Origin of the sequence: Cystobacter fuscus DSM 2262, from assembly GCF_000335475.2 — a bacterium.
Lineage (GTDB): Bacteria > Myxococcota > Myxococcia > Myxococcales > Myxococcaceae > Cystobacter > Cystobacter fuscus.
Map to the genome: position 1 here is coordinate 305486 of NZ_ANAH02000005.1, position 26152 is coordinate 331637.

A 26152-nucleotide genomic window follows, 5' to 3' on the forward strand; every position below is an offset into this window, starting at 1 on the left:
GCGATGTTGCTCCTATCGGATTCCCGACTGGCAGGCAACGCGAGTTTTCACTAGATTACTGAAAAAGCCGTTTGACTGGGCACGGAAAAGTCTGCAGTCCCGTGCCTCACCGGCGGACCCCGGGTGGGGCTCACTGACAGCTGGAGGTCTCCAGCTTCACCCGCACCGTCTCCGTCCACAACGGAGCGAGCAGGTGCGGTCGGCACTGCCAATAAGGCCCCGACGCCACGCAGGACAGCGCACACGGACCCACCGGCAGGAGGCCACACAGCGGCGCGTCGTCGCAAATCCGCTGCTCGAGCAGCGGCAGACCCAACAGACCACACGACTGGGGCAACAGGGACTCCCAGCAGACGAAGACGTTGAAGGCGGGCAACAGGCCGAGCAGGGGCGTGGTGGACGAGAAGAGGTCGCCAAAGACGGTCGACTCCTGGATCGGATACTGGGAAGCAGAGGTCGTGCTGTGCGTGATGGCGGGATGGTCGCCCTCGAACAGGATGGGAACGGAGGTGCCATAGAAGTTCAACCGCTGGACCATGCACGCCGTCACATACCGGCGGCCCGAGGTATCCAGCGCGTCTCCCAGCCACGAGGGCGCGAGCCCCCACCACCCCGTGTACAGCGCGCCCGTCACGGGATCTCGCACGGACTGCTCTGTCGTGAGCGCACACTCGACCGCGGAGCGGAGCACGTGCCGGCAGGACTCGGAGATCAGGTTCAAGGGGAAGTTCGGCAGGTTCCCTTCCCCTTGATCGAGCGCGGCGCTCCCCATGGAGCGGAGCGCATACTGGGTCCCATGCGCCCAGAAGCAGGAAGGGGACGTGCCATTCAAACCATTGGGTGGGGGGCGGTCATAGATGCCCTCACCCAACGCCTGATGGATGCTCGCGAGGGACGAGCCCTGCTCCAACTCCTCCGCCGTACCGCCGCATCCGACGAAGCAGGCCACGACGAGAGCAATGAACAGACGACATACGCGCCACATGGGCATGTGAACCTCCAATGGGTGATACGGGTAGGAAGGGCCGCGCCGTGTCCAGGCGCTAAGGGAAAGACGCCTGGGACGGGTTCGAGAAACGCTGACACTCCCGGGCCAGGACAGAACTCAATCGGGTCGCCAACTCGCAGGTCTCCGTGGCCCGCGCTCCATCCACCTCGCCCAGCTGCCGCACCAGGGCCCGCCCCCGCTCCAGGGCCACCGCCGGATCCCGCCCATGAAGCCGCTCGTTCTCTGACTCGAGGACACGGCCCAGGACCAGTTCCTCCAACAGCCAGGGGTCTGTCGGCGACTCCCCCGCGGCCGCGCGAATCACCTCGAAGAGCGACGCCAACACCGGACGGGAGTCCCTGCCCAGCACCAGCTCATGGTGGGCACGCAGCCGGGACGCGCGCGCCTTCCACAGCGCGAGGACCCACGGGGTGGCGCCTGACTTCTCCAGCTGGACCAGCGCCTGGGAGAGCGCCTGGAGCGCCTCGGGCGCCTCTCGCTTCCGGGCGATCTCCGCCTCCAGCCGGGTCGCCGCGGCATCCAGCAGACCGCCCACGGGCAGGGCGAAGCCGGGATCGAGCTCCAGGGCCCGCGTGTACTGCGCCACCGCCTTTTCCAGCAGCGCTGCCGCCTCCCCTCCCCGCGCGCCGATCCGCCTGGCCTCCTGGAGGTACACGTCCCCCAGCTCGTTGTGGGCCCAGGTGAAGCCCGGCTCCAGGGACAGCACCCGCTGGTACGCCGCGATGGCCGGCTCCAGGGACACCTCACCGCCCTGCCCCTCCAGGAGCCGGACCCGAAGGTAGAGGGCTTGAGCCACGGCGTAGTGGGACATGACATCCTGGGGGCGAGCGTTCCGTTGCGCCTCGGCGCTCTCGAGCGCTTCCTCCACCAGGGGGAGCGCGCCCCCCGGGATGTTGGTGCCACTCACGAAGGCCCGCGCCAGGAGCACGAGCGCCCGCTGCACCACGGCGCCTCCATCCCTCGAGCTCGAGCGCACCGCGCGGCCACATGCCGCCTCGGCGGTCTCGAACGCGGGACCGGGCGGGAGCTCTCGCGAGTAGTCCGCCCACCCCTGCTTCTCCCACAGCTCGCACTGCGCCCAGTGGATGGACGGATCGCTGCTGCCCATCTCCGCCGCCACCCGGTACGCCTCCGCGGCCCGTGCGAAATAACCCTTCATCTTCTCGTAGTCGAACGCCGCGTCATGCCGGTACTTGCTGCCCTCGGCATACAGCGCATCACCCTCGAGCTTCTTCGGCTCGTACATCCAGGGCGCCTTGCCGAAAGCCATCTTCGCCTTGGCGATCGCCTCGTCGTGGCGGCCCTCGTACAGCGCGATCAGCCCCTCCACGTACTCGGGCACCTCGAGCCGTGTCCCCATGGCCGCCCGCAGGTGCAGGAGCGCCGGCTGGCGCAGGGAGGTGTCCAGCAGCGCCACCCTCCGCTGCCGCTCCCGCGGCTGGGTGATGCGCCGGGTCTCCTCCAGGGCGCGCCGGTACAGCTCTCCGAGCGCCCGCCCCAGCGCATACTCGAGGTTCGCCGACGTGTACCCGGCCGCGAGCGCCTTTTCCAGGTGCTCCCGGGCCCGCGTGGGCTCGCCCAGCGCGAGCTGCCCCAAGCCGAGCGCCGTGTGCGCGGGCCCCAGTCCGGCGTCGCCCGAGGCGTGCAGGTGCTGCGCGATCTCCCCGAGCCGGGCGCGCACCACGTCCCGCTCCCGCTCCACGTCATGGAGCGGCAGCCCGTACGCCGCGCGCAGGAACAGCTCCATCTCCTTCACGCTCTCGCCCAGCTCCCGGGCGAGCCGCGCCTGCTCCGCCGCGCGCCGCTGGGCCCCCACCCAGACGGCGCCCACCCCGAGCACCCCCAACAAGAGGGCCCCGAGCACCCCCGTGAGCAGCTTGTGCCTGCGCATCGTCTTCCGGAGGCGCTCTCCCCAGGAGGCCGGCTTCGCCTGGATGGGCCCGCCGTCCAGGCAGTGCCCCAGATCCTCCGCGAGCGCCCGCGCGGAGTCATAGCGGCGCGCCGGGTCCCGCTCGAGACACTTCATCACGATGGTCTCGAGGTTCTTCGGAACGCCCGGCTTCACCTGCCCCAGTGGGGGGGGCTCCTCCATGGTGGAGATCAAGAGCAGCCGCCACGGGTGCTCCGAGACATAGGGCGGCCGTCCGGCGATCACGTCGTACAGCGTGGCCCCCAGCGAGTACACGTCCGAGCGGCGGTCCAGCTGGCGCACGTCTCCATTGGCCTGCTCGGGCGACATGTAGGCCGGCGTCCCGAGGATCTCTCCCGTCTGGGTCATCCCCTGCTCGGCGACCTGGCGCGCCAGGCCGAAGTCCACGACGTAGGGCTTCCACGTCCCATCCCCGTGCTGCTCGACGAGGATGTTCCCCGGCTTGAGATCCCGATGGATCATCCCCAGGCGGTGAGCCTCGTGCACCGCCGTGGCGACCTCCTGGAGCAGCTTCACCTGCTGCGCGAGCGTCATGCGCTCGCGCACGCGCGACAGCGGCGGCCCATCGATGTACTGCATCACGATGTACGGCTCGTCCTCCGCCAGCCCGGCCTCGTACACCCCACACACGTGCTCATGCTCGAGGCGCGCCTGGGAACGCGCCTCCGCGAGGAACCGCTGGATGAGCGCGGGATTGTCATTCTTGAGCAACTTCAGCGCGACGGTGCGGCCCAACCGTGGATCCACCGCCCGGTAGACAACCCCCATCGCGCCCTCACCCGCCAGGTGGATGTCCGTGTAGCGCGCGGCCAGGGACGGGGGAATCCTCCGGCGTCCGGGCGGGGGCGCGTCCACTTCCTTCATGTAGGCCGAGGTGAACTCGGGATTGCTTTGACTGTCATTCTTCTGCACGGGGGACTCCAGAGGCGACTCTTCCTGCTCAGCGAGGAACGACGAGCACCCGGGAGGCACAGCGCAGGAGGACCCAAGATAGGCACCCCCTCGCGGGGGCCCCATCAGCGATTCACTGAATTGACGATGGCACCAAATTCTTACCAGAATATCGCGTTTTACACGTGTTGTCGGAAGGTTGACTTCCGAGCCGTGAGCAGCACCAGACACTGTCTGAATTCGGTATGAGCCTCCTGGGTCCGGCCGCCGAGTGGGACAAGCGGGTGCCGTTCTTCGTGCCGGAGAACGCCAGGGTGCCCTCCATCGCGGACTTGTCTGCGTATGGGCAAGAGGGAGGGCTCGCCTGCCCAAGCCACCTTTTCAGATGGAAGACGGAAGGGGGACTGCCCCGTGGGGCACCCTGCTGCTTTCAGCACAACACCCCGCCAGCCGAGCAGGACGCGAGGGTCACCCCAGGTGCGCCCCACTGGCACCTCCTCCCCCCAGGAGCAACCCGACGCCCCCACCAGGATGCGGGCCGTCGGGCTGTCTCGGAGCGTTTGAACCAATGACGCGGGGCCAACTCCCGCGTCTCCTGACAGGAGAATCAACGCACGGAGGAGTACTCGTCGAGCCGGGTGCGGGTATAGTTCGGCATGTGGGGGCAATTCGCGATTCGCCGCGAAACAAAAGCAAATGCAAAGAAACACATCTTCAATATGGAGCGCGATTGAGGGGGCTTGCCGCGCAGGTGCCGAGGAGTTCCGCTGACGAGGGCGTTACGTCACGTCGGGCATCACGATGTATGCCTTGACGGAAGCGCTTGCCGGCGTGCCGCTCCAGGAAGGCGGCTCCGGAGGACACGCCCGTGCGACGTGAAGCGGAGGTGACGGACCCGGCTCAGCGGCCCGACGCCTGCGCGTCCACGGCGGCCAGCTCCTCCTTGCCGAGCTTCACCTCCGCGCCCACCAGGTTCTCCTCCAGGTGCTTCACGGAGGAGGTGCCGGGGATGGGCAGCATCACCGGCGAGCGCGCCAGCAGCCAGGCGAGGGCGATCTGCGAGGGGGTCGCGTTGTGTTTCCTCGCCACGGAGTCGAGCGCGCTCCCCGGCTTCGCCAGGCCGCCCGTCGCCAGCGGGAACCAGGGGATGAAGCCCAGGTTCTCCTTCTCGCAGTAGTCCAGCACCTTCTCGTGCACGCGGTCGACCAGGTTGTAGCGGTTCTGCACCGACACGATGTCCACCACCGCGCGCGCCCGCTGGATCTGCTCCACCGACACCTCCGACAGGCCGATGTGGCGGATCTTCCCCTCCTTCTGCAGCGCCTTCAGCTCGCCCAGCGACTCCTCCACCGGCACCTTCGGGTCGATGCGGTGCAACTGGTACAGGTCGATGCGCTCCAGCTTCAGCCGGCGCAGCGACAGCTCCAGTTCCTGGCGCAGGTACTTCGGCGCGCCCACCGGGTGCCACTCGTTGGGCCCCGTGCGCACCAGGCCCGCCTTGGTCGCCACCACCACGCCCTTGGCGTACGGGTGCAGGGCCTCCGCGATGATCTCCTCGCTGTAGTAGGGGCCGTAGGAGTTCGCCGTGTCGATGAAGTTCACCCCCAGTTCCAGCGCGCGGCGCAACACGCGCACCGCCTCCGCACGGTCCTTGGGCGGACCCCAGATGCCAGGGCCGGTGAGCTGCATGGCGCCGTAGCCCAGACGATGGATGGGCAGGTCGCCGCCCAGCTTGAAAGTGCCACTCTTCTCCGCGGGGCGCGATGAGGTGCTGCTCATGGGTTCTTCCTCCGTGCTGTGCATGTCCGAACAGATGCATATGCAGCAGATGCGTTTCGGAGCGGGACGCACGGGAGTGCCCAGCCAGGGGGTGGCCGCGAATGCCCGGTGGGCACGGCCAGGCCCACTGGCTCCGTGGCACGATTCGGGCGGCGCTGAGCCCGCCGCCCGGGCCCCACCTCACCGAAGGGCCACCGCGAGACCTGATGGGGCGGTGGGCGGACAAACGGGCCGGGAGGGACCCACCTCGACCCCTCCCAGCCACGGGCTCCCTCAGTTGACCGTGCAGGTCAGGGTGGGCGCGGTGTTGGCACCGGAATATGCCGCCTGGAAGCCGAAGGTCGTGCTGCTCCCCGGCTGGAGGACACCGTTGTAGTTCATGTTCCGCGCCGTGGCGCTCGCGCCGGATTGGGTCGACGTGGCGTTCCACATGTTGGTGATCTGCTGGTTGCCACCGAAGGTCCAGCTGACCGTCCAGCCCTTGGTCGCGGTGAGCCCGGTGTTCGTCACCGTCACGGAGGCGCCGAAGCCAGAGCCCCACTCGCTATCGAACTGGTAGGTCGCCGTGCAGCCGCCGGTTCCTCCCCCGGAGGACTGGGTCGTCGCGGAAGCCGTGTTGGACGCCTCGCTCACGTTCCCAGCGGCATCACGCGCATACACCTTGTAGCTGTAAGCCGTGTTCGCCGACAGCCCCGTGTCCGTGTACGTCAGCGTGCCGCCGGGGAGCGTCGCCACTCGGGAGGACCCGCGGTAGACATCGTAACCAGTCACCGCGACGTTGTCCGTCGAGGCGCCCCACGCGAGCGACACGCTGTTCGTCGTCGAGCCTGTCGCCGCCAGGTTGCCGGGCGCGGTCGGGCGCTGCGTGTCGCCACCACCGCCCCCGAAAACCGAGGCCTCGACGGAGGTGGCCTCGAGGCCATTGGCACTCGTGATGAGCCAGGTGCCCCAGTCCGTGCGGCTGGCCGGGTTGAAGTTGGTGACCATGTCGAGGTATTCGACGCCACCTCCGTTGCCGCTCCACGACCAGCCCATGTAGCCGAGACCCTGCAACGTGGTGTACTCCGTGAGTGTGAACTCATCCGGATCTCCGTCGGAGTGGTACCACCCGAACTCGCCGACGAGGATGGGCAGGCCACGGCTGGTAAACGCGTCGAGGTAGGCCTTGACCTTCTCCGGGGTGTTGTAGACGCCGTACATGTGGACGCTGAAGATGGAGTTGCGCAGCGGATCGGCCGCCCAGACTTCCTCGGCGTTGTCCCGCATGGTGTTGGACCAGTCCTGTCCCCAGTTCGGCGCGTCAATCATCAAGGTGTGTGTCAGCCCAGCACTCCGCAGGCGTTGGATGGCATTGATGGTCGCCCCGACCCACTCCGTGTAGAGGGTGTTGCCATACGGCTCATTGCCGATGTTGATGATGACGTAGGCTTCCTGGCCAACGAGCGCACTGCGAATGCTCAGCCAGTAGTCGACGGCCTGATCGAGGCTGTAGGCGCCCCCCTGCTCCCCATAACCCGTCGTGTCGTGGTTCTCGAGCACGCAGACGAGCCGGTTCTGCTTGCAGAGCGAGATGACGTTCGCCACGTCGCTGGCCGTGTTGACCGACCACCGGCCACCGCTCAGCACGACGCGGACGCTGTTGGCCCCCACCACCTTGATGTCAGCGAACGCGCTGGTCCTCTGCGAGAACCACGCGTGCGGGTGGCTGATACCGCGGATGATGAAGTCGTTGCCGTTCGCGTCGAGGAGCCGACCGTTGGCGATATGGAAACCGCCGGCAGCGGCATGGGCGGCGCCGATGGGCGCGAGGACGGAGAGGACAGCGGTCAGCACCGCGGTTGTCGCGGTGGTGAAGAGCCTTCGCCACCAGAACCAGGCACTACGGGTATCAGCATGAAGAATCTGTCGGGACATAAGTCAGGTGCCTCCAGAAGCGAGTGATTGAGACGTGCTCCACGACTTCGGCGGTTTCCAAATCAAGCCGAGGCCGCGTCCAAACGAGACAGCTCCCAATGGCAGGCTTGGACCCGCCATGGGTCTGCGATTTCTGACAGCATTGTTCTTCCTCTCCCTGGGGTAGTTCTCGACAGCCCCTCTTCGGCCCGAGTGAGGGCTGCTCCGCGGTCACGAGAGGGGGACAGCGAATCGCAACGTTGTCATTTCTGGACGATGAAAATATTCCAGTCTGACGGCAACGACTCCCGCGCGAATACAAGAGGGACGGAAACGAATCGTAACGTTGTCATTTTTGATTGAAGGAAAATTCCGGTCTCGTGACAATGGAGCGCATCCTCCAGTGGTTCGTGGGAGTTGGGGGCGCGACCGCTGAGTCCGCCCCATCAGACGCGAAGCAACAATGACAGTAACTAAAACCAGATTCTGGAGAAATTCAAGCGAAACCGCCTCTTCCGGAACATGTCGGATGCAGGACAGTTCTTCGGAGGTGGCAAAGCGATTCATCCAGAAGACAATACCGGGCACGGTGGGAGCTGGGCGGATGTGGCGCTCAGCGTCATGAGCGAGGCGCCGGTCCGTCAGCGCGGGACGTCAAGACCACGGCCCCCGCGCCCGCCGCGGTGGAACGCCGTCAAGACATCACGCAGCGTTGCAGCTCCGCCTTCGCCCGGTGCAGCAGCACGGCCACGTGCCCCGGCGTGAGGGAGAGCTCGCGCGCCACCTCCGCGCCGTTCACCTCCTCCAGCATGCGCATCGTGACCACTTGCCGCTGCACCTCGTTGAGCTTGTTCACGCAGCCCCGAAGCTTCACGTGGTCCTCGGCGAGCACGAGCAGCTCGTCCGCCGTGGGCTGCGGCGCGGAGAGCTCCCGCGCCGAGTCCACGTCTTCGTGGGGCATCGCGCGGTGGTGGCGCCGGCGCATGTTGCGCGCCGTGTTGCGCACCAACACCGAAAGCAATGCCCGCGAATCCTCGCGATCGTCCGACAAGGCGCGTGCGTGGGGCAGCAGGAGGTAGGTATGGAAGGCCTCCTGGATGGCATCGAGCGCATCCTCGGCGGACAGCCCTTCGTGGCGAGCGATGCGCGTCAGGGAGTTCACCTGCGTCCGCGCGAGTTCGGACACCCAACCGAGGAAGGGGAGGCTGGCTGCTGAAGGCTGGCTCATGGAAACTCGTCAGTCGAGAGGGGGGTGATTGGCGGAGGGGATGCGCGAGCCCGGGACGCGTTGCACGCGAGGCGGTGGGTGTCAACCAGCAGGTCGGAAAGCGGGCACGGCTGGGGTGGGGTTGGGCCGGACAGGGTCGCCTGGCGCGGTGGGCGGCCCACGCGTGGAAGCCCGAACTCGGCTTCATCGGCGGCCTGCTCGTCGCGGGAATGTCATTCGTCACCCTCTCCTTACCATGACGGACTCCGCGCGCGTCGCGCTTGCCCGGCGAGCCCCGTCCATCCGCCCCGGCTGACACCGCTCCATGCTCGGCAGAGCCCTGTCTGTCCTATTCGCTGTTCACGAGTACCCATTCGGGCCGCACGACACGACTCGACAGCGATCCCCCCGTCTAGGATTGCCGAAACAAGCTCTCCATGGGGGGTACGACATGATGAAGAGAAGGTATTGGCTCTCATCCTTATTGATGGTGGTTCTCGCCATCCAGTCCTGTTCGGGCAGGACCCCGGAGCCCCCCGCGACCCCCTCGAGGGACGCCCCCGTCGTCATCGTCGGCGCGGGGCTGACGGGGCTGACCCTGGCCTACGAGCTGAACAAGGCGGGCATCAACTCACTGCTCGTCGAGGCGGCTCCGCGCCTGGGCGGCCGCGTCCAGACGATCACCTTCTCCGACGGCGCCACCGCCGAGGCACACATGGAGGAGTTCTTCGAGCGCAGCCCCGCGGTGGCGCTGCTGCGGGAGCTCAACCTCCCCTTGAGCGAGGACGTCGCCCACTCGTCCGTGCGGCTCGATGGGCAAATCCATCCCTACCAGGGAGAGGGGGCGCGCGACACGTACCTCGCGGGCATCTTCAACGAGGAGGAGCGCGCGGCGTTCCTCCGGTGGAACGCCAAGGCCTGGAACCTCTACTCCCAGCTGCATGCCAGTCATGAGGCGGGAACGCCGCTGACGCCGGAGCTGGACGCGCTCATGCACATCAGCTTCGCGGAGTTCATCGCCCGCGAAGGACTTCCGCACAAGGTCAGTGAGTGGATCCGCGTCACGCTGGAGCCCGAGATCGCCATCGAGTGGGACAAGATCTCCGCGCTCGACGGCCTCGACGAGATGCGCCTCTTCCTGGATTCACCGGAGGGGTTCGGCGAGAAGAACTACCACGTCCTCGGTGGCAACACGCTCTTCACCGAGGGGCTCGCCGCCCACCTGCGTCCCGGCCAGCTCATGACCCAGGCCCGCGTCACCGCCGTCGAGCAGACGGACTCGGGCGTGAAGGTGCGGGTCCTCCAGGATGACCGACAGTTCCTCGACATCACCGGGCGGATGGTGGTGGTCACCGTGCCGGTCAATCTCCTGGGGAGGATCCAGTTCTCGCCTTCGCTCAGCCGCGAGAAGTGGCAGGCCATCCAGACGACGAAGATGGGGAGCTACGTCAAGGTGCACTTCCGTGTCGCTCCCGAGGCGTCCCCGTTGTGGGAGGTGAACGGTGAGAACGTCCTGACGCTGCTCTCGGACTCGCCGGCCGGCAGCATCTACGACGTGTCGGAGCTTCAGGAGAACGAGCAGCAGCCTCGGGACCGCGTCCTCACCCTGCTCCTGCACGCCCGGTTCGCGCGCGAGGTCATGAACCTGCCGGTCGACGAGATGCGCGAGAAGAGCGCGGAGGCCCTCGACACCCTCTTCCCGGGCGTCCGCCAGCACATCCGCTCCTCGGAGATCTTCGTCTACCCGCAGGCGGTGGCCTACTGGCCCTTGGAGCTCGGGCGCTCCCGCTTCGATGCCCTCGCGAACGAGCTGCGCCGTCCCCAGGGCCGCCTCTACATCGGAGGCGACACGACGGAGAACAGCCACTCGGAAGGGGCCGTCATCGCCGGGCTCCGGATCGCGCGGCAGATCATCGAGCGTCGGAACGAGCTGCGGGAGCCAGTGGAGTCTCCCCGGGCCGCCGCGCGGTAGCTCCAACCTCCGCGTGGGCCGGCCGTGCTCCCGATCCACCCGTCGCGGTGGCGCGGCCGTGCCCACGAACCCACCTTCCGCGGGAGCCCTCCGCTAGAGCAGCTTCGCCATGATCTCGCGCTCGCGCTGCTCGAGCTTGATCGAGGCGAGCGTCCAGTCGATGAGTTCGTCGGCGACCGACACGTCGAAACCGAAGGCGCCAGCGGCCTCCTTCACCGACGCACGCTCCTCGTTCGCGATCTCACCGTCGGCGCACGCCACCTCGACGATCATGCGCAGGAGGGAGGCGCGCAGCTCGCGGATCTCGATCTTGCCGACGATGTCGGTGAGGCGGCTGGGCTTCTGGAATTCCTGCTCGATGAGCGCGGCGACCTGCTCGTCGCTGGGCGACAGGCCCATGCCTATCACCACCTCATCGAGCTGCTGGCGCTCGTCCTCGGTGATGCGGCCATCGCTCGCCGCCACGTTGGCCATGGCCTGGACGAACGCCATCAGCTGCTCCTGGGGATACTCGCGCGTCATGTCGTCTCCTTGGCGAGCGGCGCGCGGCTGGCCAGGGGCTCGCGGACACAGGAAGGGCCGGGCCGCTCGGCGAGGCAGGATAGTGGGCGCCAACGAGGACCGGAAAGGGTTTTCGCCCGGGCGCGTGGAAGCATGGCGGCGCTCGCTGACGTGGTGAGCCTGCTCCCGAGGGGTGCACCCAGCCCATCGCGGTGCTTTCGTCCTCCAACCAACAGGCCAGGGAACACTTTCCGCTCCGCGAGGGACGGGTTGCCGCCCCACGAGGATTGGAAGACGACTCGGCCCCGCCGGGAGTAGATGTTAAGGCGACTCCGCCGAGGTCCCCGTGTCCAATCCGCCCTCCCCGAACGACAACGCCGGACGCGACGTGGCTTCCCAGGATGAGCCCGCGGGAGCACCTGCTTCCAACCCGGCAGACAGCCCTCCGAGGGAGGGGCTCGCATGGAGTCCCGAGCCACTGGCGTTGCTGGAGGGAATGTTCACGCGCTCCCCCGTGCCCTTCATCATCTTCGATGCGGGCGGGCACGCGCGCCTGAGCAACCGGGCCTATCGCGAAATGTTCGGGGCCGAGCCGCCGCCCGGGTACAACCTCTTCGAGGACAAGGAGAGCGAGCGGACGGGGCTGGTCGGGTTCGTGCGCCGTGCCTTCCGAGGCGAGACCATCCAGGCGCCCACGGTCTGGTATGACCCCAACGCGCACCGGGAGCTCGGCGTGCGCGAGGCGCGGCGCGCGGCCATTTCCTGCACCTTCTTTCCCCTGATGGGCGCGAGGGGCGACGTGTCCCATGTGGCCATCGCCTTCAAGGACGAGACGGCGGAGTGGGTGGCGCGAGAAGAGGCGGAAGCCGAGCGCGATCGGCTGCGCGAGGTGGTGGCGGAGAAGGAGTCCCTCGGCAAGAACCTCCGCATGCTGGAGATGCTCTTCCAGAGCTCGTCCATTGGCGTCGTCTTCGGGATGCCAGACGCCCAGGGACTCACATGGGCCAACCCGGCGTTCTGCCGGATGCACGGGTACTCCCCGAGCGACATGGAGGGAATGGCGCTCGAGGCCCTCTTCGCGCCGGAGGAACGGGCGCGGCTCCCCGAGCTCTTGCGCCAGGTCCATGAAGAGGGACACGTCACCTGGGAGTCCGTCCACCTGCGCCAGGACGGAAGCCGCTTCCCCGTGATGCTCGAGATGACGGCCGTGCGCGATGCCGCGGGGGCGATTCTCGCTCGCGGAGTGACCGTCCAGGACATCAGCGAGCACAAGCGGGTGGAGGCCGAGCGCGTCGCGCACCTCCAGCGCACCTCGAAGCTGCAGGAGGTGACAGCCGCCTTCTCGCGTGCCCTGACACCCGCCGAGGTGGCCCGCATCAGCGCTTCCGCGGGCATCGAATTGCTGGGGGCGAGGGCGGGAGGGCTCAGCCTTCTCAGCCCGGACGGCACGGAACTCATCGCGGTGGGGACGGTGGGGCTGGGTGACGACCCGATTCGCCAATACAGCCGCATTCCCATGACGACGAAGCTCGTGCCGGTGGACGCGGTGAAGACGCGGCGGCCCATCTTCTGTGACTCGGAGGAGGACTACCTGCGCGAGTACCCGGACGCCGCGCGGACCGACACCTTCCAGGGTGGTACCCGCACGAGCCTCCCCCTTTGCGTGGAGGACCGGGTGATCGGCTCGATGGGCTTCGCCTACGAGACATGGTGTCCCCTGTCCAGGGAGGAGCGCGAGCTACAGCAGGCCCTGGCCCACCTGTGCGCCCAGGTCCTGGAACGGGCCCGCCTCTACGCGGAGCAGCGGCGGGCCGAGCAGCGCGCCAGCTTCCTCGCCCAGGTAGGCACGGCCCTCATGCAATCCCTGGACTACGAGGCCACGCTCACCCGCATCGCGCAGCTGGCCGTCCCCGCCATCGCGGACTGGTGCACCGTCACCGCGCTCCACGACGAGCGGTCGCTCGATCGTATCGTCGCCGTCCACAAGGACGCCGACAAGCTGCCGCTCCTCGAGGAACTGGAGCGCCGCTTCTCCCCCAACCACCATCGGGATGAGCGCTACCTGAGGGTGTTGCGGCAGGGACGGCCCCATCTGGTCGATGTGGTGGATGAGGCAGTGCTGGTGGGGGGTACTCAGAACGAGGAGCACCTGCGTCTGATACGAGCCCTGGGCGTGAGCTCCTGCATCATGGTTCCGCTCGTCACCCGAGGCAGGCCGATGGGCGTGATTTCGCTGATGCGGTCCGAGCCGGGACAGAGCTATGGCCCGGCCGACCTCGCGCTCGCGGAGGAGCTGGCCGGGCGCGCCGCCATGGCGCTCGAGAATGCCCTTCTCTACAAGGAAGCTCGGGAGGCGATCCGCGCCCGGGATACCTTCCTCGGCATCGCCTCCCATGAGCTGAACACCCCCCTGACCTCCCTCAAGCTGAATCTCCATGGACTGCGGCGTGGCCTGGAGTCGCTGCTGCCCGGCGTGATCGCGGAGACGGTCCGCGTGAAGTTCCCGTCCATCCAGCGCCAGGTGGACCGGCTCGCCAGCCTCGTGAGGGAGCTGCTGGACGTGTCGCGTATCACGGAGGGACGGCTGAATCTCGAGGTGGGGGAGGTGGACCTCGTCGCCGTGACCCGAGAGGTGGCCGCGCGCTGCGCGGAGGACGCGGCCCGAGCGGGCTGTGAGCTGCGATTGGACGTCCCCGACTCGGTGGTGGGTGAGTGGGACCGGCTGCGGCTGGATCAGGTGCTCCAGAACCTGCTGTCCAATGCCCTCAAGTACGGCCACGGCCAGCCCGTGACGGTGACGGTACGCGCCGACGCGGCCTCGGCCACGGTGACGGTGCGCGACCACGGCATCGGCATCGCGGCCGAGGCACAGGCCCGCCTCTTCCAGAAGTTCGAGCGGGTGGCCAGTGAGCGCAACTACAGCGGCTTCGGACTGGGCCTGTGGATCGTGAAGCAGATCCTCGATGCCATGGGGGGCGGCATCCAGGTGGAGAGCGCACCCGGGCACGGCGCCACCTTCTCCGTTGTCCTGCCACGCACCAGACCCAGGTGACATGGGGGAGGGTTCCGGGTCGGCTGCCCTGCCCTCCTCCCCTTCCTTCTCATTGAATCCGGCACGAGGACATGACGTTGTTCGCGTTCGGGCTCAGGGTGGTGAAATCCGGGGTGTCCGCCGTCCTGGTCCACGAAGCACCCGAGAAGTTGTCATCTGAATACATGATCAACGTCCGTCCACTGGGGACCCTCACCGAGGATGCCCAATCATTGGGCACCCCCAGGGCCGAGAGCTGCGCCAGAGTGTAGTTGCCCACGGGCAACGCCGGGCCGGCCACGCCGCCATAATTGATGTCCTGGAAGAAGACCACGCCGGGGGCGCTCGTGTCCCAGCTATTTCCAGCGAAGGTGGTCGCGAAGCCGCTGGAGCCGTTGACGAACGCGAGCTGGCCGTTGGCGAGGTCGGACACCGTGTTGAGTTCGAAATCTCCCGTCCCCGTGGTGCCCGCCTTGATCCGGATGCCGTTGGCGGCGGGATGGGTGATCGTGTTGTCACTGAAAACGAGGTCCACGTCGTAGGTCCCGATGAGCACCCCCTCGCCGAGCGAGTCGATGATCAGGTTGCCATCGAACGTCGCCGCGACAGGAGTGTTGTCATGCCCGATCACCGCGGCGGCGTTCACCCCGCCGTAAGGCCTGAAGCCGCCCCCCCGGAGGATGGTGTTGCCCTGGACCAGCGCGGACTCCAGAGCACGGCCGGCGTGGAACACGCCCACGACCATGCCGACCTCCTGGGCCGGATCGGCCACGAGGTTGCCTTGCACGGTGACGTTCCGGCCTCCCGCGATGCGCAGCGTGTTCGCTCCGACAGCGCAGATCGAGGTGTTGTTCAACAACCTCACGGTATCCATCTGGGGCCACAACACATCCGCGTTGATGGCGAGGCCATCATCACCGGATCCCCTCACGTAGTTGTTCTGGGCGGTCAGATTGTATCCCGCATGGTCCGCACCAGGACCGCTGTTCAGGTTGATGCCGTCCGCCCAGGGATTCAATATCCGTGAATCCCGGACCGTGCCATGGGAGCCGCTCGCCCACATCGCGGCATCCGTGTGTTGGATCCAGACGCGCTCGACCAGCCAGCCGGTGGCACCCGAGAGGGTCAGTCCATAGCTCGCGCCGAGGTTTCTGTTCCTCCCGGTGGAGGGCACGTCGATGAAGACATCCCGGAGCGTGCAGTTCTCGAGTTCCCACCAGTGGTCGATACCCTGGTTGGGAATGGGCACATCGCGGTAGAGCGTCGTGTACCACATGCCCGCTCCGCTGAGGGTGATTCCCTTCGCGGAGATCACCCGGCGGGTGTCGAAGCGGCCAGCGGGGATCCACACCCCCTTTCCCTGGGCCTGCGCGGCGTTGATGCAGTTCTGGATGGCATCGCTGTCATCTCCGTTGTCGTCGGCGACCGCCCCGTAGCTCGTGATCGAGAGCGTATTGGTCGGCTGAACCCGTGCCGCGGGAGCGCGCTCCACGTCGACCAGATCGAGGTGGTAGAAAGCGGCCGTGTTCGCCGCGTCCTTGCGGAGCATGAACCTGCTCCCCGGGGCGATGGGCGTCCCGGTGATGGCGACCCGCTGATCGTCGTAGAAGCGCTGGGGCGCTCCGCCCGAGGGCGAGTTGTTGTCCCAGGTGCCGGTCCCATAGACCCAGCTCTGGTGGGAACTCAGGGTGATGGCCTGGCGCATCACCCCGTCGACGTACAGGTTCAACGTGGCGGTGATGCCCCCTCCTCCTGGTGCGTCCGGAATCGAGGCGCGAATCACCATCCTGTCGATCGCGATGCCCGTGGTGTTGGTCCAGGAGACCGATTCGCCGGTCGCGTCGAGCTGGACGAACTGGCGGCCCGAGGCCTCGAGCTCCGGAGTCGATGCGGCCGGCAGCGGGCCTGGGGCCAGCGCCCTCAGGGTCGCGCCACCGCCGAGCGTTCCCGCTTCCGCCTCCAGGGTCACGAAGGGAGTGCTCGCGCCCACCTGCGCCAGCACGGGCCCAGCCGAGAGCACGGCCGACAGTGGCACCAGGAGCGATAGCAGTTTCCCACGAACGAGTGCTTTCATATCCATCCTGAGAATCAACACACACGCCCATGCAAGAAATTGGGACGCGGCTTTTTCATGAATATGACTAGTCAGCTCTCTGTGGATTGTCAACCGAACCCGACAACTCCGCCCCTGCTCCAGCAAGCCGGTGGGCTTTCCTGAGAAGATTCCAAGCCAGGCGTTGCAGCCCGCATTTCTCAGAGAGTTCTCAGTTGCGGCCATACGCCAGGCTCTACATCGAGTGAGTTCGCGAGGTTACAGATTCGCTTTACTTCATTGGCTCGCCTTGATTATGAGCCCCCCACCCTGGCTGTCGTCACGGAAGAACTTTGTCATTGTCTGCAAGGGCCTTCCCTGAAGGGACGGATCCAGCCGAAGCGGAGCGAATGCTCCGTGTGAACAGAAAGAATGACATGTCTATATTTAGAATCCGACTCGCCTTGGTGGCGCTACTAGGGTTTGTGTGCGCGTGTACCCCGGCCAAAGAGGGGCCGTCGAAGAAGGCGTTGTCGAACGATGGACTCGAACAACTCCAGCGTTACATCGACGAACGCTTGTTCGATGACCTCTCGAAGTTCGTCGCGGTCCAGACCTACCGCGGGGCGGACCTGTCCGAGGCCCAGGTCGTGGCCAACATCCAGCAGCTCCAACAGGAATTGCAGCTCCAGACGGAGCAGTTCAATGCGACGCAGCAGGTCCACAAGCTCGTCCCCTTCGAGTGGAAGAAGACGATCAATGGCCGTGAGTACTGGCTCTTCGGCGTGCGCGTGGGCTCCGGGCCGCGCCGGGTCGCGCTGAGCAGCCATCTGGACACGGTTCCCGCTGGGAACCAGGACAGTTGGGCGCCCTTCACGCTCGTGAAGGAGCAGCGGCTCTATCTGGGCTCGGAGCAGGAATTCTACGTCGGCCGCGGCTCCATCGACGACAAGGGCCCCGCCCTCGTCGCCTTCAACGTCCTGAAGGCCGTGGCCCGGCAGTTCGACGGAGATCCCAGGCTCGACCGCGTCACCCTGGAGGTCCTCTTCGACACCTCGGAGGAGACCGACATGGCGATGCCCTACTACCTGGAAGACAAGCCGGAGGAGAACCCGAACCTGGGGGTCATCTTCGACGGCATCTGGTGCGTGCGCGCCGAGAAGGGAATGGAGCGCCCCGTCTTCACCATCAAGCGCGGGACCGCGGCGCCAACGGGCGTGTGGATTGAATCGCTCAACACCCCCCAGGGGCCCGTGAACCAGATTGCCGACTCGGCCACCGCCGTCATCCGCTCGGACTCCCCGCGGGCGCTCCAGAACTTCGCCCAGCAGGTGGCGTCTCTGTACCAGGGCCATGGATTCGACGACCCCGCCTATCGCCGGGCCCAACTGACCGTGGACACGTCGGGACTGGCCAACAACCGCCTCGTCCTCACCACCAAGGTGAGCGGTGCGCAGCACGCCTCGACGCCGGATGAGAACCGGGAGGGGGGCGCCAACCCGCTGGTCTCGCTGGCCAACTTCTTGAGCTCGCAGGTGGGCAACCCGCTGGCGCGCAATGAAATCAGCGAGATGGCCCGATTCATCACCTGGAGCTGGGGCACCCAGGTCTTCGGCGAGCACCACCCGGACCTGCTGCTGAGCAACGATGCGGTCTTCACGGCGGGCAACGGGACGACGTATGCCGTGACCCGCTTCTACACCGACCCGGCGGGCGCTCCCGACATCGCCGCGCGGGTAGAGGTCGACGTCCGCTATGCCCTTGGCCACAACAGCGTGGCCTGGGACGGCAAGACCGAGGGCCTGGTCGGAGTCAAGGGAACTCCCAGCCGCTTCCCGGGAATCTTCACGCGGTTGCTGGGGCAATTCCCCGCCGAGGCCGGGTACACCCTCGCATTCCAGACGACGACCTTGTTTCCACCCGACGTCCGGCTGACGACGGGCGATACGTTCCAGCGCGTCAGCTCGGCGTACGAGCAGCTCCTCGGCGAGCAGTGTCCGACACTGGCGGTGGGTGGCGCGACGAATGCCAAGGGCAATACGCACCTGATCGCCGCTGGCGCGCTGTTCACCAAGAAGTTGGGGCCGCCCATCAACTTCCACGGCATCAACGAGGGCGCTCCGGTCGGGGATCTGCGCAAGAGCGCCAACATCCTCTACAACCTGTTGACGGATGAGGTGGAAGGCGCGGCCAAGGCCTCGTCCACCGTCCCGCCCCTCTTCACGCCGATGCGCGTCACGCCGGACTTCCACTAGTCCGCGACGAGAAGCCTCCAGCGACGTTCCGCGCGACCCCGTCCCCTCCCGCCGAGGATGGGGTCACGCGGGCTCCCCCACCAGGAGGGGTGAGGGACCGCTCAGGGCTAACGGACCCAGGAGACGTTGCTGACGGAGAACTTCGAGCCGTCCTGCTTCTCCGCGTTCGTGTAGGGCGAGTACACGCGCGTGGAGAAGGTGTTCGCGGCGGTGTCGACCTCGATCAGCCGCGTCGGGTTCGTCGACGAGTCATGGTAGGTGGTCAGGATCTGGTGGATCTCGTTGCCCTGGATGCCGGTCGTCTTCCGGTAGGCCGAGGTGCCCACGTGACCGGAGAAGATGAACCGCACGTTGGCGTACTGCTTGAGCGCGTTGTCGAACACGTACTGGGGGCTGTTGTTGCCATAGCCCCCGTTGCTCTGCTCGATGGCACCGCTGCTCGTCTGGTGCGAGTGGGTGATGACGATGACGTTGTGGCGGGGATGCTGGGCCAGCACGGTCTTCGCCCACTCGACCGCGCCCGTGCGCGCCCACAGCTCCAGGTTGAGCACGAGCCAGTTCAGGCCTCCCGCCGTGAACGTGTGATAGGCGTTGTCACACTTCCCCGTCTCGTACACGCCCGCGAGCGCCTGGAACCGCGTCACCGGAAAGTACGTGTTGAACGTGGTGGTGTTGCGCAGGTTGGCGTTCACGTTGCCCGGGCAGGCACTGCCGCCAGGGCACGTGGCCGCCGAGTCATGATTGCCAATGGCGAGCGCGTAGGGAATCCCGGCGGCGTCCAGCTTCTCGAGGGCATTGCTGGCGCGCTCGTACTGGATGTGGTCGGGCGTGTCCCAGTTCTGCATGTCTCCGGTCTGCGTCACGAAGCGGATGTCGAGCGCGGACCTGTTGTCGACGAGCCATTGCATGCGGTGGTCGATGAGCGTCGAGTTGCTGACGACCTCGTTCTGCGTGTCCGGGATGACGACGAAGGTGAACTTCGTGTCGACTGGCTGGGGGGAGGAAGGCGCGGCGTAGAGCTTGATGCCCTCGTCGGCCCACCCGGCGGCGCGCAGGCTGTCACGCTCGGCCTGGGTGGTGGCGAAGCGGTGCTTCTTGAGCGTCGTGTTGGAGAAGCGGTACACGGGCACGAGGCACGCGTCCGCCGTCTTCGAGGCGTAGAAGCCGATGCCCTCGTCGGTGGTGAAGCCCCCCGTGCTCACCAGGTCCTGCTTCTCCGTCGCGTCGATGGTCCAGAAGTGCTCGCCCCGGCTCGGGCTGTAGATGCGGTAGACGGGAGACAACCCCGTCCCCGTGGCGCTGGCGGCGCGGAAGGCCACGCCGCGGTCATCGGTATAGCCGTAGGTGGTCGCGGCGTTGGCCGCCTCGTTCGCGTTGGTCGTGTAGAGGCTGTCGCCCGAGCTCGTCCGGATGCGGTGATACACGGGGGCACTCAGGGCGGCGCAGTCCAACGCGGACCCGACGGTGGCGAACTCGGGAGCCTCGGCCGGGAGGCTGTCTCCACAGGCGGAAAGCCCGCCCGCCAGTGCCAGGGATGCGACGAATCTCAACGTCCTCAAGGATGTCTCCTTCCAGGGTGGGTCAGACGCGAGGTGGTTGACCCCACGTCTCTTCTCCCCGAGGAAGAGCGACCGGCCCGGCCTCCGTCCCAGAAAAAAAGGAAAGACGGGATTTTTCCCTGATCGCGCTCATCTCCAAGGAGTGGGACGAGACGCTCGACCGGCCGGGGGCCTTCGTCGAGGACCCCCAGAAATGAGTCACCCCCCACCGGCACGGAGCCGATGAGGGGTGAAGGACTGATTCAGGGAGTGGCTCAGGCCTTGTTGCCGGTCATACGAGCCAGCTGGATGGTCAGGTCGATCATCTGCTGAGCCTGGAGCACCTTGGAGGCGTCCTCGGTCGAGGAGACATTGCCCTGGGCCTCGGCGACCGCGCCCTGCTCCTCGGCGAGGTCGGTCAGCTCGAGGTTGCTGATGGAGCCGTCCTCGAGGCCCTTGGCGATGTCGCTGATCTGCTGGGCCTGGTGCTGGGCCGCCGGGTTGATGGACGCGAAGGAGGCCTTGTCACCGTTCTCGAACGCCGACTTGGTGTTCTTGATGTTCTCCATGCTCAGCTTCTGGAGGTTCGCCGCCTCCTCGGCCGTGACGTTGCCGTCCGCCGACGCGGCCCGGGTCGCCTCGGCCAGCTTCTTCACGCCCTGCATCAGCGGGCCGAGCTCCTGCGGGGTGATCTTCCCGGACTTCACGCCCTCGGAGATCTTGCCCAGCAGGGCGGCCTGCTCCTGCTTCGCGTTGTTGAGCACCTGGGCCTGAGCGGCGAAGGGCAACGTCACCCCTCCCTGCGCGCCCGGCGTGCCACCCGGCGTACCACCCGGCGTGCCACCGGCGGCGCCCGGCGCGCCACCCCCGGCACCCTGCTGGTTGCCGCCCGCCTGCTGGTTCTGGAGGGCCCCCAGCGTCTGAAGCAGCTGCATAAACTGCTGGATCAGCGGATTGGTGCCTTCCGCGCCACCCGCGCCACCCGCGCCACCCGCGCCGCCGGAACCGTTCGCGCCGCCCGCGCCGCCCGCGCCGCCCGGCTTGTTGCCGCTCCCGAAGGAGTCACCCTGGCCCTGAACGCTGTCCTGGAGGGTCTGCAGGGCCGTCATCATCTGCCCGAGCATCTGCAGCATCTTGCCAGCGGTCTCGAGGTTGAGCTTGCCCTGTCCCTGGGTGCCCTGCGTGGGGGAGTTCTGCAGGAGCTGGAGCAACAGGTTGTTGGAGTTGTTCTTGACGGAGAAGGACATGGGAAGCTCCGGAAAATGGCGGGGGGGGGATGCTGCGCGGGGAGGTGTGAGTGACTGCGATGGGGAAGAGTATTGCAGCCATCATGCCAGCGTCCATGTGCCTTGGAAATCCCCACCATTCGAGAAAACGTGGGTTATCCGCGCCGGAGTCCCTCTCGGAGCCTGAGAAGAACGGTCCTCCCGCGGGTGATCGCTGGTGACAGCGGTCACCAGGGGTGGTGACTCCAGTCCGAACCGGTCTCGCGCGCGAGGGGTCTCGGAGGGGACCCCGAGCGAGGGCCGACCCCCGCGAAGAGGGGCGGTGGACCACATCGCGTCATGAGCCGGGTGCGGAGATGGGGCGAGGGAAAGGATGTCAAGTGACAGGATAGTCACCCGAGCGCCGGTTGGAGTTGGTGTATTGGGGCGCATCCCCCCTTTGTCTGTTCGATAGGAGTCCCTGATGCGTCGTCTTGGCCAAGCCCTTCTCGCCGTGAGCCTGTTCGCCGGTTGCGGTGGTACCGAACCCTCTCCATCCACCGAGTCCATCGCGCAGCAGCGGGCGCCGCTCACCACCACGGACGTGGACGTGGCGCCGGAGTGCCAGGGAATCATCGACTTCGTGAACACGGCGTCCTTCCAGACGCTGGACGTGTACCTGCCGAGCGACGTCGCCAACAACCTCATCGCCCGGCGCACGTCGTCGCCGTTCACGTCCCTGGCGGACGTCGCCTCGGTCCGGCTGGTCGGTCCGACCCGCATCGCGCAGATCGAGGGCGGCGCCCGGGAAGAGGAGTACGTCGGCCCGAACTGTGTGGGCATCCTGGATGGCCTCGCGGTGTCCACCGATGACGCCGCGGCGATCGTGTCGCTGGTGAACCGCATCAGTGACAGCGAGCTGCATGACGTCCTGCCGTATGCGTGGAATGGCGCCGTGAACCTGCTCAACCTGCGCCCGTTCACGTCGGTCCAGGCCATCTCCAATGTCACGGGGATCAGCGAGGTGGGCCTGCGCAACCTCCGCAACGCGGCCACGCTGAGCCGGCCCCTCGAGGCGCTCATCGCCACGGTGAACGCGTTGCCGAACAAGGACCTCTACGGCGCGAACATGGCCCGCCACTTCGACTGGTGGGAGGTCGTGACGACGCGCGGCACCTACCGCGTTGGCCAGCTGGAGTGCTTCGGGCTCGAGCCGAGCAGCGTTCCGTATGGCGCGACCGTCCGCCCGAACCTGGCCGACGCCGCCGAAGTGCGTGCCGAGTTCCTGGACACGCTGAACCTCGCCAACCGGAACAAGGAGATTCCCCAGAGCGTGATCGACGCCGGCCTGGCCAACCTCGACGCACGGACCGCGGGGCGCTCGTTCAAGGGGTGCTACTTCAGCTACGCGAACGATCCGTGGAGCGGCAACAACGTCGCCATCTTCGTCGACACCGTGAGCGGCTTCAGCCTGCTGACCGAGACCTACTGGAGCGAGTGACCTCCCCTCGCCACCAAAGGCGAGGGAACCCGGCGGCACCCGGCCCCCGCGGCGGGTGCTTCCCTGTTCCCAGGGACACGGAGCGCCTATAAGACTCACGGTGAACCCCCACCCCCACCCCCGTGAGATCGCCTCCCATGCGCCCAGACTGCTTTCCCATTGGTGAGTTGCCCCCCTTGGGAGTCGTGCCCCGTCGGATGTTCGCCCAGGTGATTCGCTCCTCGCGCCTCGGCGAGCCGCGCACGGCCTTCCAGCTCGAGCAGTTGGAGGTCCCCCCGCTGGGTCCCAGGGACGTGCTCGTCCTCGTGATGGCCGCCGGCATCAATTACAACAACGTCTGGGCCGCCCAGGGCACCCCCGTGGATGCGTGCAAGCTGCACGCTCGCCATGGAGATCCCTCGGACTTCCACGTGGGCGGCTCGGATGCCAGCGGCATCGTCTATGCGGTGGGCGAGAAGGTGACCCGGGTACGGGTGGGAGACCACGTGGTGGTCCACTGCGGCCGCTGGGACGAGGACGCGCCGGAGATCGCCGAGGGCATGGATCCAGTCTTCCACCCCTCGTTCCACATCTGGGGTTACGAATCCAACTGGGGCTCCTTCGCGCAATTCACCCGGGTGCGGGAGCTGCAATGCCTGCCCAAGTGGCCCCACCTGACGTGGGAGGAGGCCGCGGCGCCGACACTCGTGGGCGCCACGTCCTACCGGATGCTGCACGGCTGGACGCCCAACACCCTGAAGAAGGGCGAGCCGGTGCTCGTCTGGGGAGGGGCGGGAGGCCTGGGCTGCATGGCCATCCAGCTCGCGGTGCTCGCGGGCGCGCGGCCGGTGGCCGTGGTGTCCAGTGAGGAGCGCGCCGGGTTCTGCAAACAACTCGGCGCGGTCGGCACCATCAACCGCCGGAACTTCGATCACTGGGGGATGATGCCGCACTGGATGGACACCCCGGCGTATGACCGGTGGATGGAGGGCGTCAAGGCCTTCGGCAAGGCCTTCTGGGACGCGCTCGGAGAGAAGCGCAACCCCACCCTCGTCTTCGAGCACCCGGGCGAGAGCACCACCCCCACCAGCATCTTCCTCTGTCAGACGGGGGGCATGGTCGTCACCTGCGCTGGCACCACCGGCTACAACGCCACGATGGATCTGCGCTACCTGTGGATGAGGCAGAAGCGCTTGCAGGGCTCCCACTTCGCCAACCGCGAACAGGCGGCCGCCTTCAACGAGCTGCTGCGGGACGGACGGCTCTCGCCCTGCCTGTCCCGCACGTTCTCCTTCGGCAACCTGGCCGAGGCGCACCAACTCATGAGCGAGAACAAGCACCCGGATGGCAACATGGCCATCCTCGTGGGAGCACCGCGTCCGGGCCTCAAGGACGCGCCGTAGCGCCCCCGCCACTCGTGGTGCCCACTCATGAGCCGGTGGGCTGGCGCTCGAAGTCCTCGCTCCCGGGCGTCACCCGGCCATACTTCATCCCCGAGGGCAGTGGGCCGTAATAGGCCACATCCTCCGGGCCATACACGAGCGGCTTGCCGCTGGCCGACAAGCGATTGCCATTGAAGAGGCCCACCTCGCCGCCCTGGCGGCTCAGGACGAAGGGCAGATGGGTGGCGCCCTCCGACGTCTTGCCATCCGCCGCCAGGCGCAGGCGCTGGCCCGGATTCAACGTGACGGACGGCAGCCGGGCGCGCACGGTGGCTCGCAAGTCGTTCGTCAGCTCATACCCCGCCAGGGACACGGCGGACGTCCCCCGGTTGTACAGCTCCACATAGCCCTTGCTCCCGGCGGACACCGTCTGGATGACCAGGGGGCCCGTGCCGTGGTTCTTGAGTTCACCCAGCGTCTGGAGCAGGAAGGCGCGGCGCTCGCGCACATACCGCTGGAGGAAGTCGCGCGCCCGAGCCACGTGCGCGGGCGAGGCATACGGATCCCGCGCCATCTCCGGCCCCACCACCGCCCAGAGCGCGTCGATGTGAGCACTCGCCCGGGCCTGGGAGAAGGGACCCGCGAGCGCCGCCTCGAGCTTCGCCAGCAGCCGGGCCCGCAGGGCCGGCCTGTCCCAGATGCGCGTATTGAGCACGTTCCAGGTGGGCCGGTAGGCCGGGCGCTCCGTCACGCGCTGCTCGTACACGCGCTGCACGAGGGGATCATACAGACTGAAGGTCTGCGGCCAGCGGTTGGTGATGGGCGGATCCTCGGGCGCCCACGTGCGCCAGGCGAGCATCTGCGCGTTGTTCAAATCCCAGGGGGTGTACTGCCATTGATCCTTGCGCGGCTCGTGAATCCAATAGCTGCGCGAGTCCTCGATGATGATGTTGGAGATGAGCATGTCCGCGGCGAGGTTGCCCAGGTACGCCTCCACATCCACGAACTGCTCGAGCTTCTCCTCGAACTGGGCGTCGTCGCCGCGGTTGATCCACTCGAGGAACGCTCCCAGGTCGGAGTTGTCCTGGGACTCCTGCGTCTTCTTCTCGAAGTCGTCCTGGTGGGAGCCCGCCTCGAGCGTCAGCTCGCAGTTGCGGCCACCGCAGCGGTAGATGGCGGAGTTCTTCTCCAGCTCGTGGTGTTCCAGGTACTCCTTCCCCACGTGCTCCATGTCCAGGTAGAGCCCGTTGTGCTGGCCGTTGAGGCTCACGCGCACATAGCGGGCGCTCGGCACCGGCAGGCCCAGGGCCGTGTAGAGATCCACCGCGAACTTCTCGGTCAGCTTGCCGCTGTCGTACCAGCTCGCCAGCAGCTCGAACTGATCCCGCTGCTCCAGCTCGTGGCCCTTGTCCAGTTTGATCTTGAAGCTCTTCTGGGGAAGCGTGCGCGTACTGGCACCCCGGTACTCCACCCGCGCCGGTGCCGCGCGCCCGTCGAGCACCACCTCGGCCGGCACGGACACGTCCTCGAGCGGTTTCGCGTCCAGCCGCGCCAGGTTCGCCGGGGAGATGCGCAGCTCGAACACCGGGACGCGGCTCTGCACCGGCGGATAGGCCCCCGGCTCCGGCACGCCCGCTCCTCCCGGCGTGCCCGCGTTCCCCGGAGGCGGGGTGTTCCCCGTCCCAGAGGAGGACGCCGGAGGCGTGGGGACAGCGGGATCGGAGCCCAGGGTGCCCCCCACGGAATCCGTCGTCGCGGGGATGGCGCCGGGCCCACACGCCAGCAATCCCACCACGCTCATCCCCAGCAACCCACTCCATCGTCCCATACCGCCTCCGTGCAGAGTCGCGGCCCACCGTGCAGACGCCGTGCCTCACGCTGGGTCCCCAAATGGAACGGAAAACCACGTCCAGGCGTCTCTTCGGGCCCGTTTCCTCCCACATCAGGGAAAAATCCTTCCCACCGTGGCGACTCCCGGACCCACCGAATGGCACTCCGGTGGACCGGATGGGAAAGCCGCGAGGACTCGGAACCGAAGGGAGCCCCA

General features: G+C 67.1%; 15 protein-coding genes. 5 read left to right on the forward strand and 10 right to left on the reverse strand.

Annotated elements, in window-relative coordinates:
* Positions 1-130 precede the first annotated feature (130 nt).
* The 5 genes from D187_RS08825 to D187_RS08845 form a co-directional block, all read right to left on the reverse strand.
* The gene (locus D187_RS08825) at positions 131-991 is read right to left on the reverse strand and encodes a hypothetical protein (protein WP_020917887.1); all 861 of its coding nucleotides are present in this window, start codon (positions 989-991) and stop codon (positions 131-133) included.
* Between the two features lie 52 nt (positions 992-1043).
* Complete coding sequence (locus tag D187_RS08830; protein ID WP_002623479.1) at positions 1044-3851, reverse strand: serine/threonine-protein kinase; 2808 nt, start codon at positions 3849-3851, stop codon at positions 1044-1046.
* Between the two features lie 879 nt (positions 3852-4730).
* The gene (locus D187_RS08835) at positions 4731-5609 is read right to left on the reverse strand and encodes an aldo/keto reductase (RefSeq protein WP_002623477.1); all 879 of its coding nucleotides are present in this window, start codon (positions 5607-5609) and stop codon (positions 4731-4733) included.
* A 273-nt stretch (positions 5610-5882) separates the two neighbouring features.
* Entirely contained in the window at positions 5883-7442 is a 1560-nt protein-coding gene (locus D187_RS08840) for a cellulase family glycosylhydrolase (RefSeq protein WP_211241479.1), read from the reverse strand.
* A gap of 754 nt (positions 7443-8196) precedes the next feature.
* Positions 8197-8730 (reverse strand): RNA polymerase sigma factor, encoded by a 534-nt coding sequence (locus D187_RS08845; RefSeq protein ID WP_002623475.1) that lies wholly within the window; start codon positions 8728-8730, stop codon positions 8197-8199.
* Positions 8731-9160: 430 nt separating this feature from the next.
* On the opposite strand from D187_RS08845, the gene D187_RS08850 reads away from it, so the two are divergent.
* Entirely contained in the window at positions 9161-10681 is a 1521-nt protein-coding gene (locus tag D187_RS08850) for a flavin monoamine oxidase family protein (protein ID WP_162159631.1), read from the forward strand.
* A 93-nt stretch (positions 10682-10774) separates the two neighbouring features.
* Here D187_RS08850 and D187_RS08855 read toward each other — a convergent pair whose 3' ends face one another.
* Positions 10775-11203, reverse strand: a complete 429-nt coding sequence (locus D187_RS08855) for a DUF533 domain-containing protein (RefSeq protein WP_002623473.1) — start codon at positions 11201-11203, stop codon at positions 10775-10777.
* 475 nt (positions 11204-11678) lie between these two features.
* Between D187_RS08855 and D187_RS49665 the strand changes: the two genes are divergently transcribed.
* Complete coding sequence (locus D187_RS49665; protein WP_002623472.1) at positions 11679-14234, forward strand: sensor histidine kinase; 2556 nt, start codon at positions 11679-11681, stop codon at positions 14232-14234.
* 49 nt (positions 14235-14283) lie between these two features.
* On the opposite strand, the gene D187_RS08865 is transcribed toward D187_RS49665, so the two are convergent.
* Entirely contained in the window at positions 14284-16287 is a 2004-nt protein-coding gene (locus D187_RS08865) for a glycosyl hydrolase family 28-related protein (protein ID WP_245591652.1), read from the reverse strand.
* A 488-nt stretch (positions 16288-16775) separates the two neighbouring features.
* Here D187_RS08865 and D187_RS08870 point away from each other — a divergent pair, with 488 nt between their 5' ends.
* The gene (locus D187_RS08870; protein ID WP_020917891.1) at positions 16776-18500 is read left to right on the forward strand and encodes a M20/M25/M40 family metallo-hydrolase; all 1725 of its coding nucleotides are present in this window, start codon (positions 16776-16778) and stop codon (positions 18498-18500) included.
* A 107-nt stretch (positions 18501-18607) separates the two neighbouring features.
* Here D187_RS08870 and D187_RS49670 read toward each other — a convergent pair whose 3' ends face one another.
* On the reverse strand, positions 18608-20059 hold the full coding sequence (locus D187_RS49670; RefSeq protein ID WP_043428931.1) for a metallophosphoesterase: 1452 nt from the start codon (positions 20057-20059) through the stop codon (positions 18608-18610).
* A 254-nt stretch (positions 20060-20313) separates the two neighbouring features.
* On the reverse strand, positions 20314-21285 hold the full coding sequence (locus D187_RS49675) for a hypothetical protein (RefSeq protein WP_002623467.1): 972 nt from the start codon (positions 21283-21285) through the stop codon (positions 20314-20316).
* A gap of 442 nt (positions 21286-21727) precedes the next feature.
* On the opposite strand from D187_RS49675, the gene D187_RS08885 reads away from it, so the two are divergent.
* Both D187_RS08885 and ccrA read left to right on the forward strand, forming a co-directional pair.
* On the forward strand, positions 21728-22744 hold the full coding sequence (locus D187_RS08885) for a hypothetical protein (protein ID WP_002623466.1): 1017 nt from the start codon (positions 21728-21730) through the stop codon (positions 22742-22744).
* A 185-nt stretch (positions 22745-22929) separates the two neighbouring features.
* Positions 22930-24126 (forward strand): crotonyl-CoA carboxylase/reductase, encoded by a 1197-nt coding sequence (gene ccrA, locus D187_RS08890; RefSeq protein WP_211241480.1) that lies wholly within the window; start codon positions 22930-22932, stop codon positions 24124-24126.
* Positions 24127-24151: 25 nt separating this feature from the next.
* Here ccrA and D187_RS08895 read toward each other — a convergent pair whose 3' ends face one another.
* The gene (locus D187_RS08895; RefSeq protein ID WP_002623464.1) at positions 24152-25933 is read right to left on the reverse strand and encodes a CotH kinase family protein; all 1782 of its coding nucleotides are present in this window, start codon (positions 25931-25933) and stop codon (positions 24152-24154) included.
* Positions 25934-26152 lie beyond the last annotated feature (219 nt).

What these genes read in the sequence shown, in the direction of transcription:
- D187_RS08825 (WP_020917887.1), bottom strand. Translation starts at nt 991, where the DNA reads ATGCCCATGTGGCGCGTATGTCGTCTGTTCATTGCTCTCGTCGTGGCC.
- D187_RS08835 (WP_002623477.1), bottom strand. Translation starts at nt 5,609, where the DNA reads ATGAGCAGCACCTCATCGCGCCCCGCGGAGAAGAGTGGCACTTTCAAG.
- D187_RS08845 (WP_002623475.1), bottom strand. Translation starts at nt 8,730, where the DNA reads ATGAGCCAGCCTTCAGCAGCCAGCCTCCCCTTCCTCGGTTGGGTGTCC.
- D187_RS08850 (WP_162159631.1), top strand. Translation starts at nt 9,161, where the DNA reads ATGATGAAGAGAAGGTATTGGCTCTCATCCTTATTGATGGTGGTTCTC.
- D187_RS08855 (WP_002623473.1), bottom strand. Translation starts at nt 11,203, where the DNA reads ATGACGCGCGAGTATCCCCAGGAGCAGCTGATGGCGTTCGTCCAGGCC.
- D187_RS49665 (WP_002623472.1), top strand. Translation starts at nt 11,679, where the DNA reads ATGTTCACGCGCTCCCCCGTGCCCTTCATCATCTTCGATGCGGGCGGG.
- D187_RS08865 (WP_245591652.1), bottom strand. Translation starts at nt 16,287, where the DNA reads ATGAAAGCACTCGTTCGTGGGAAACTGCTATCGCTCCTGGTGCCACTG.
- D187_RS49675 (WP_002623467.1), bottom strand. Translation starts at nt 21,285, where the DNA reads ATGTCCTTCTCCGTCAAGAACAACTCCAACAACCTGTTGCTCCAGCTC.
- D187_RS08885 (WP_002623466.1), top strand. Translation starts at nt 21,728, where the DNA reads ATGCGTCGTCTTGGCCAAGCCCTTCTCGCCGTGAGCCTGTTCGCCGGT.
- D187_RS08895 (WP_002623464.1), bottom strand. Translation starts at nt 25,933, where the DNA reads ATGGGACGATGGAGTGGGTTGCTGGGGATGAGCGTGGTGGGATTGCTG.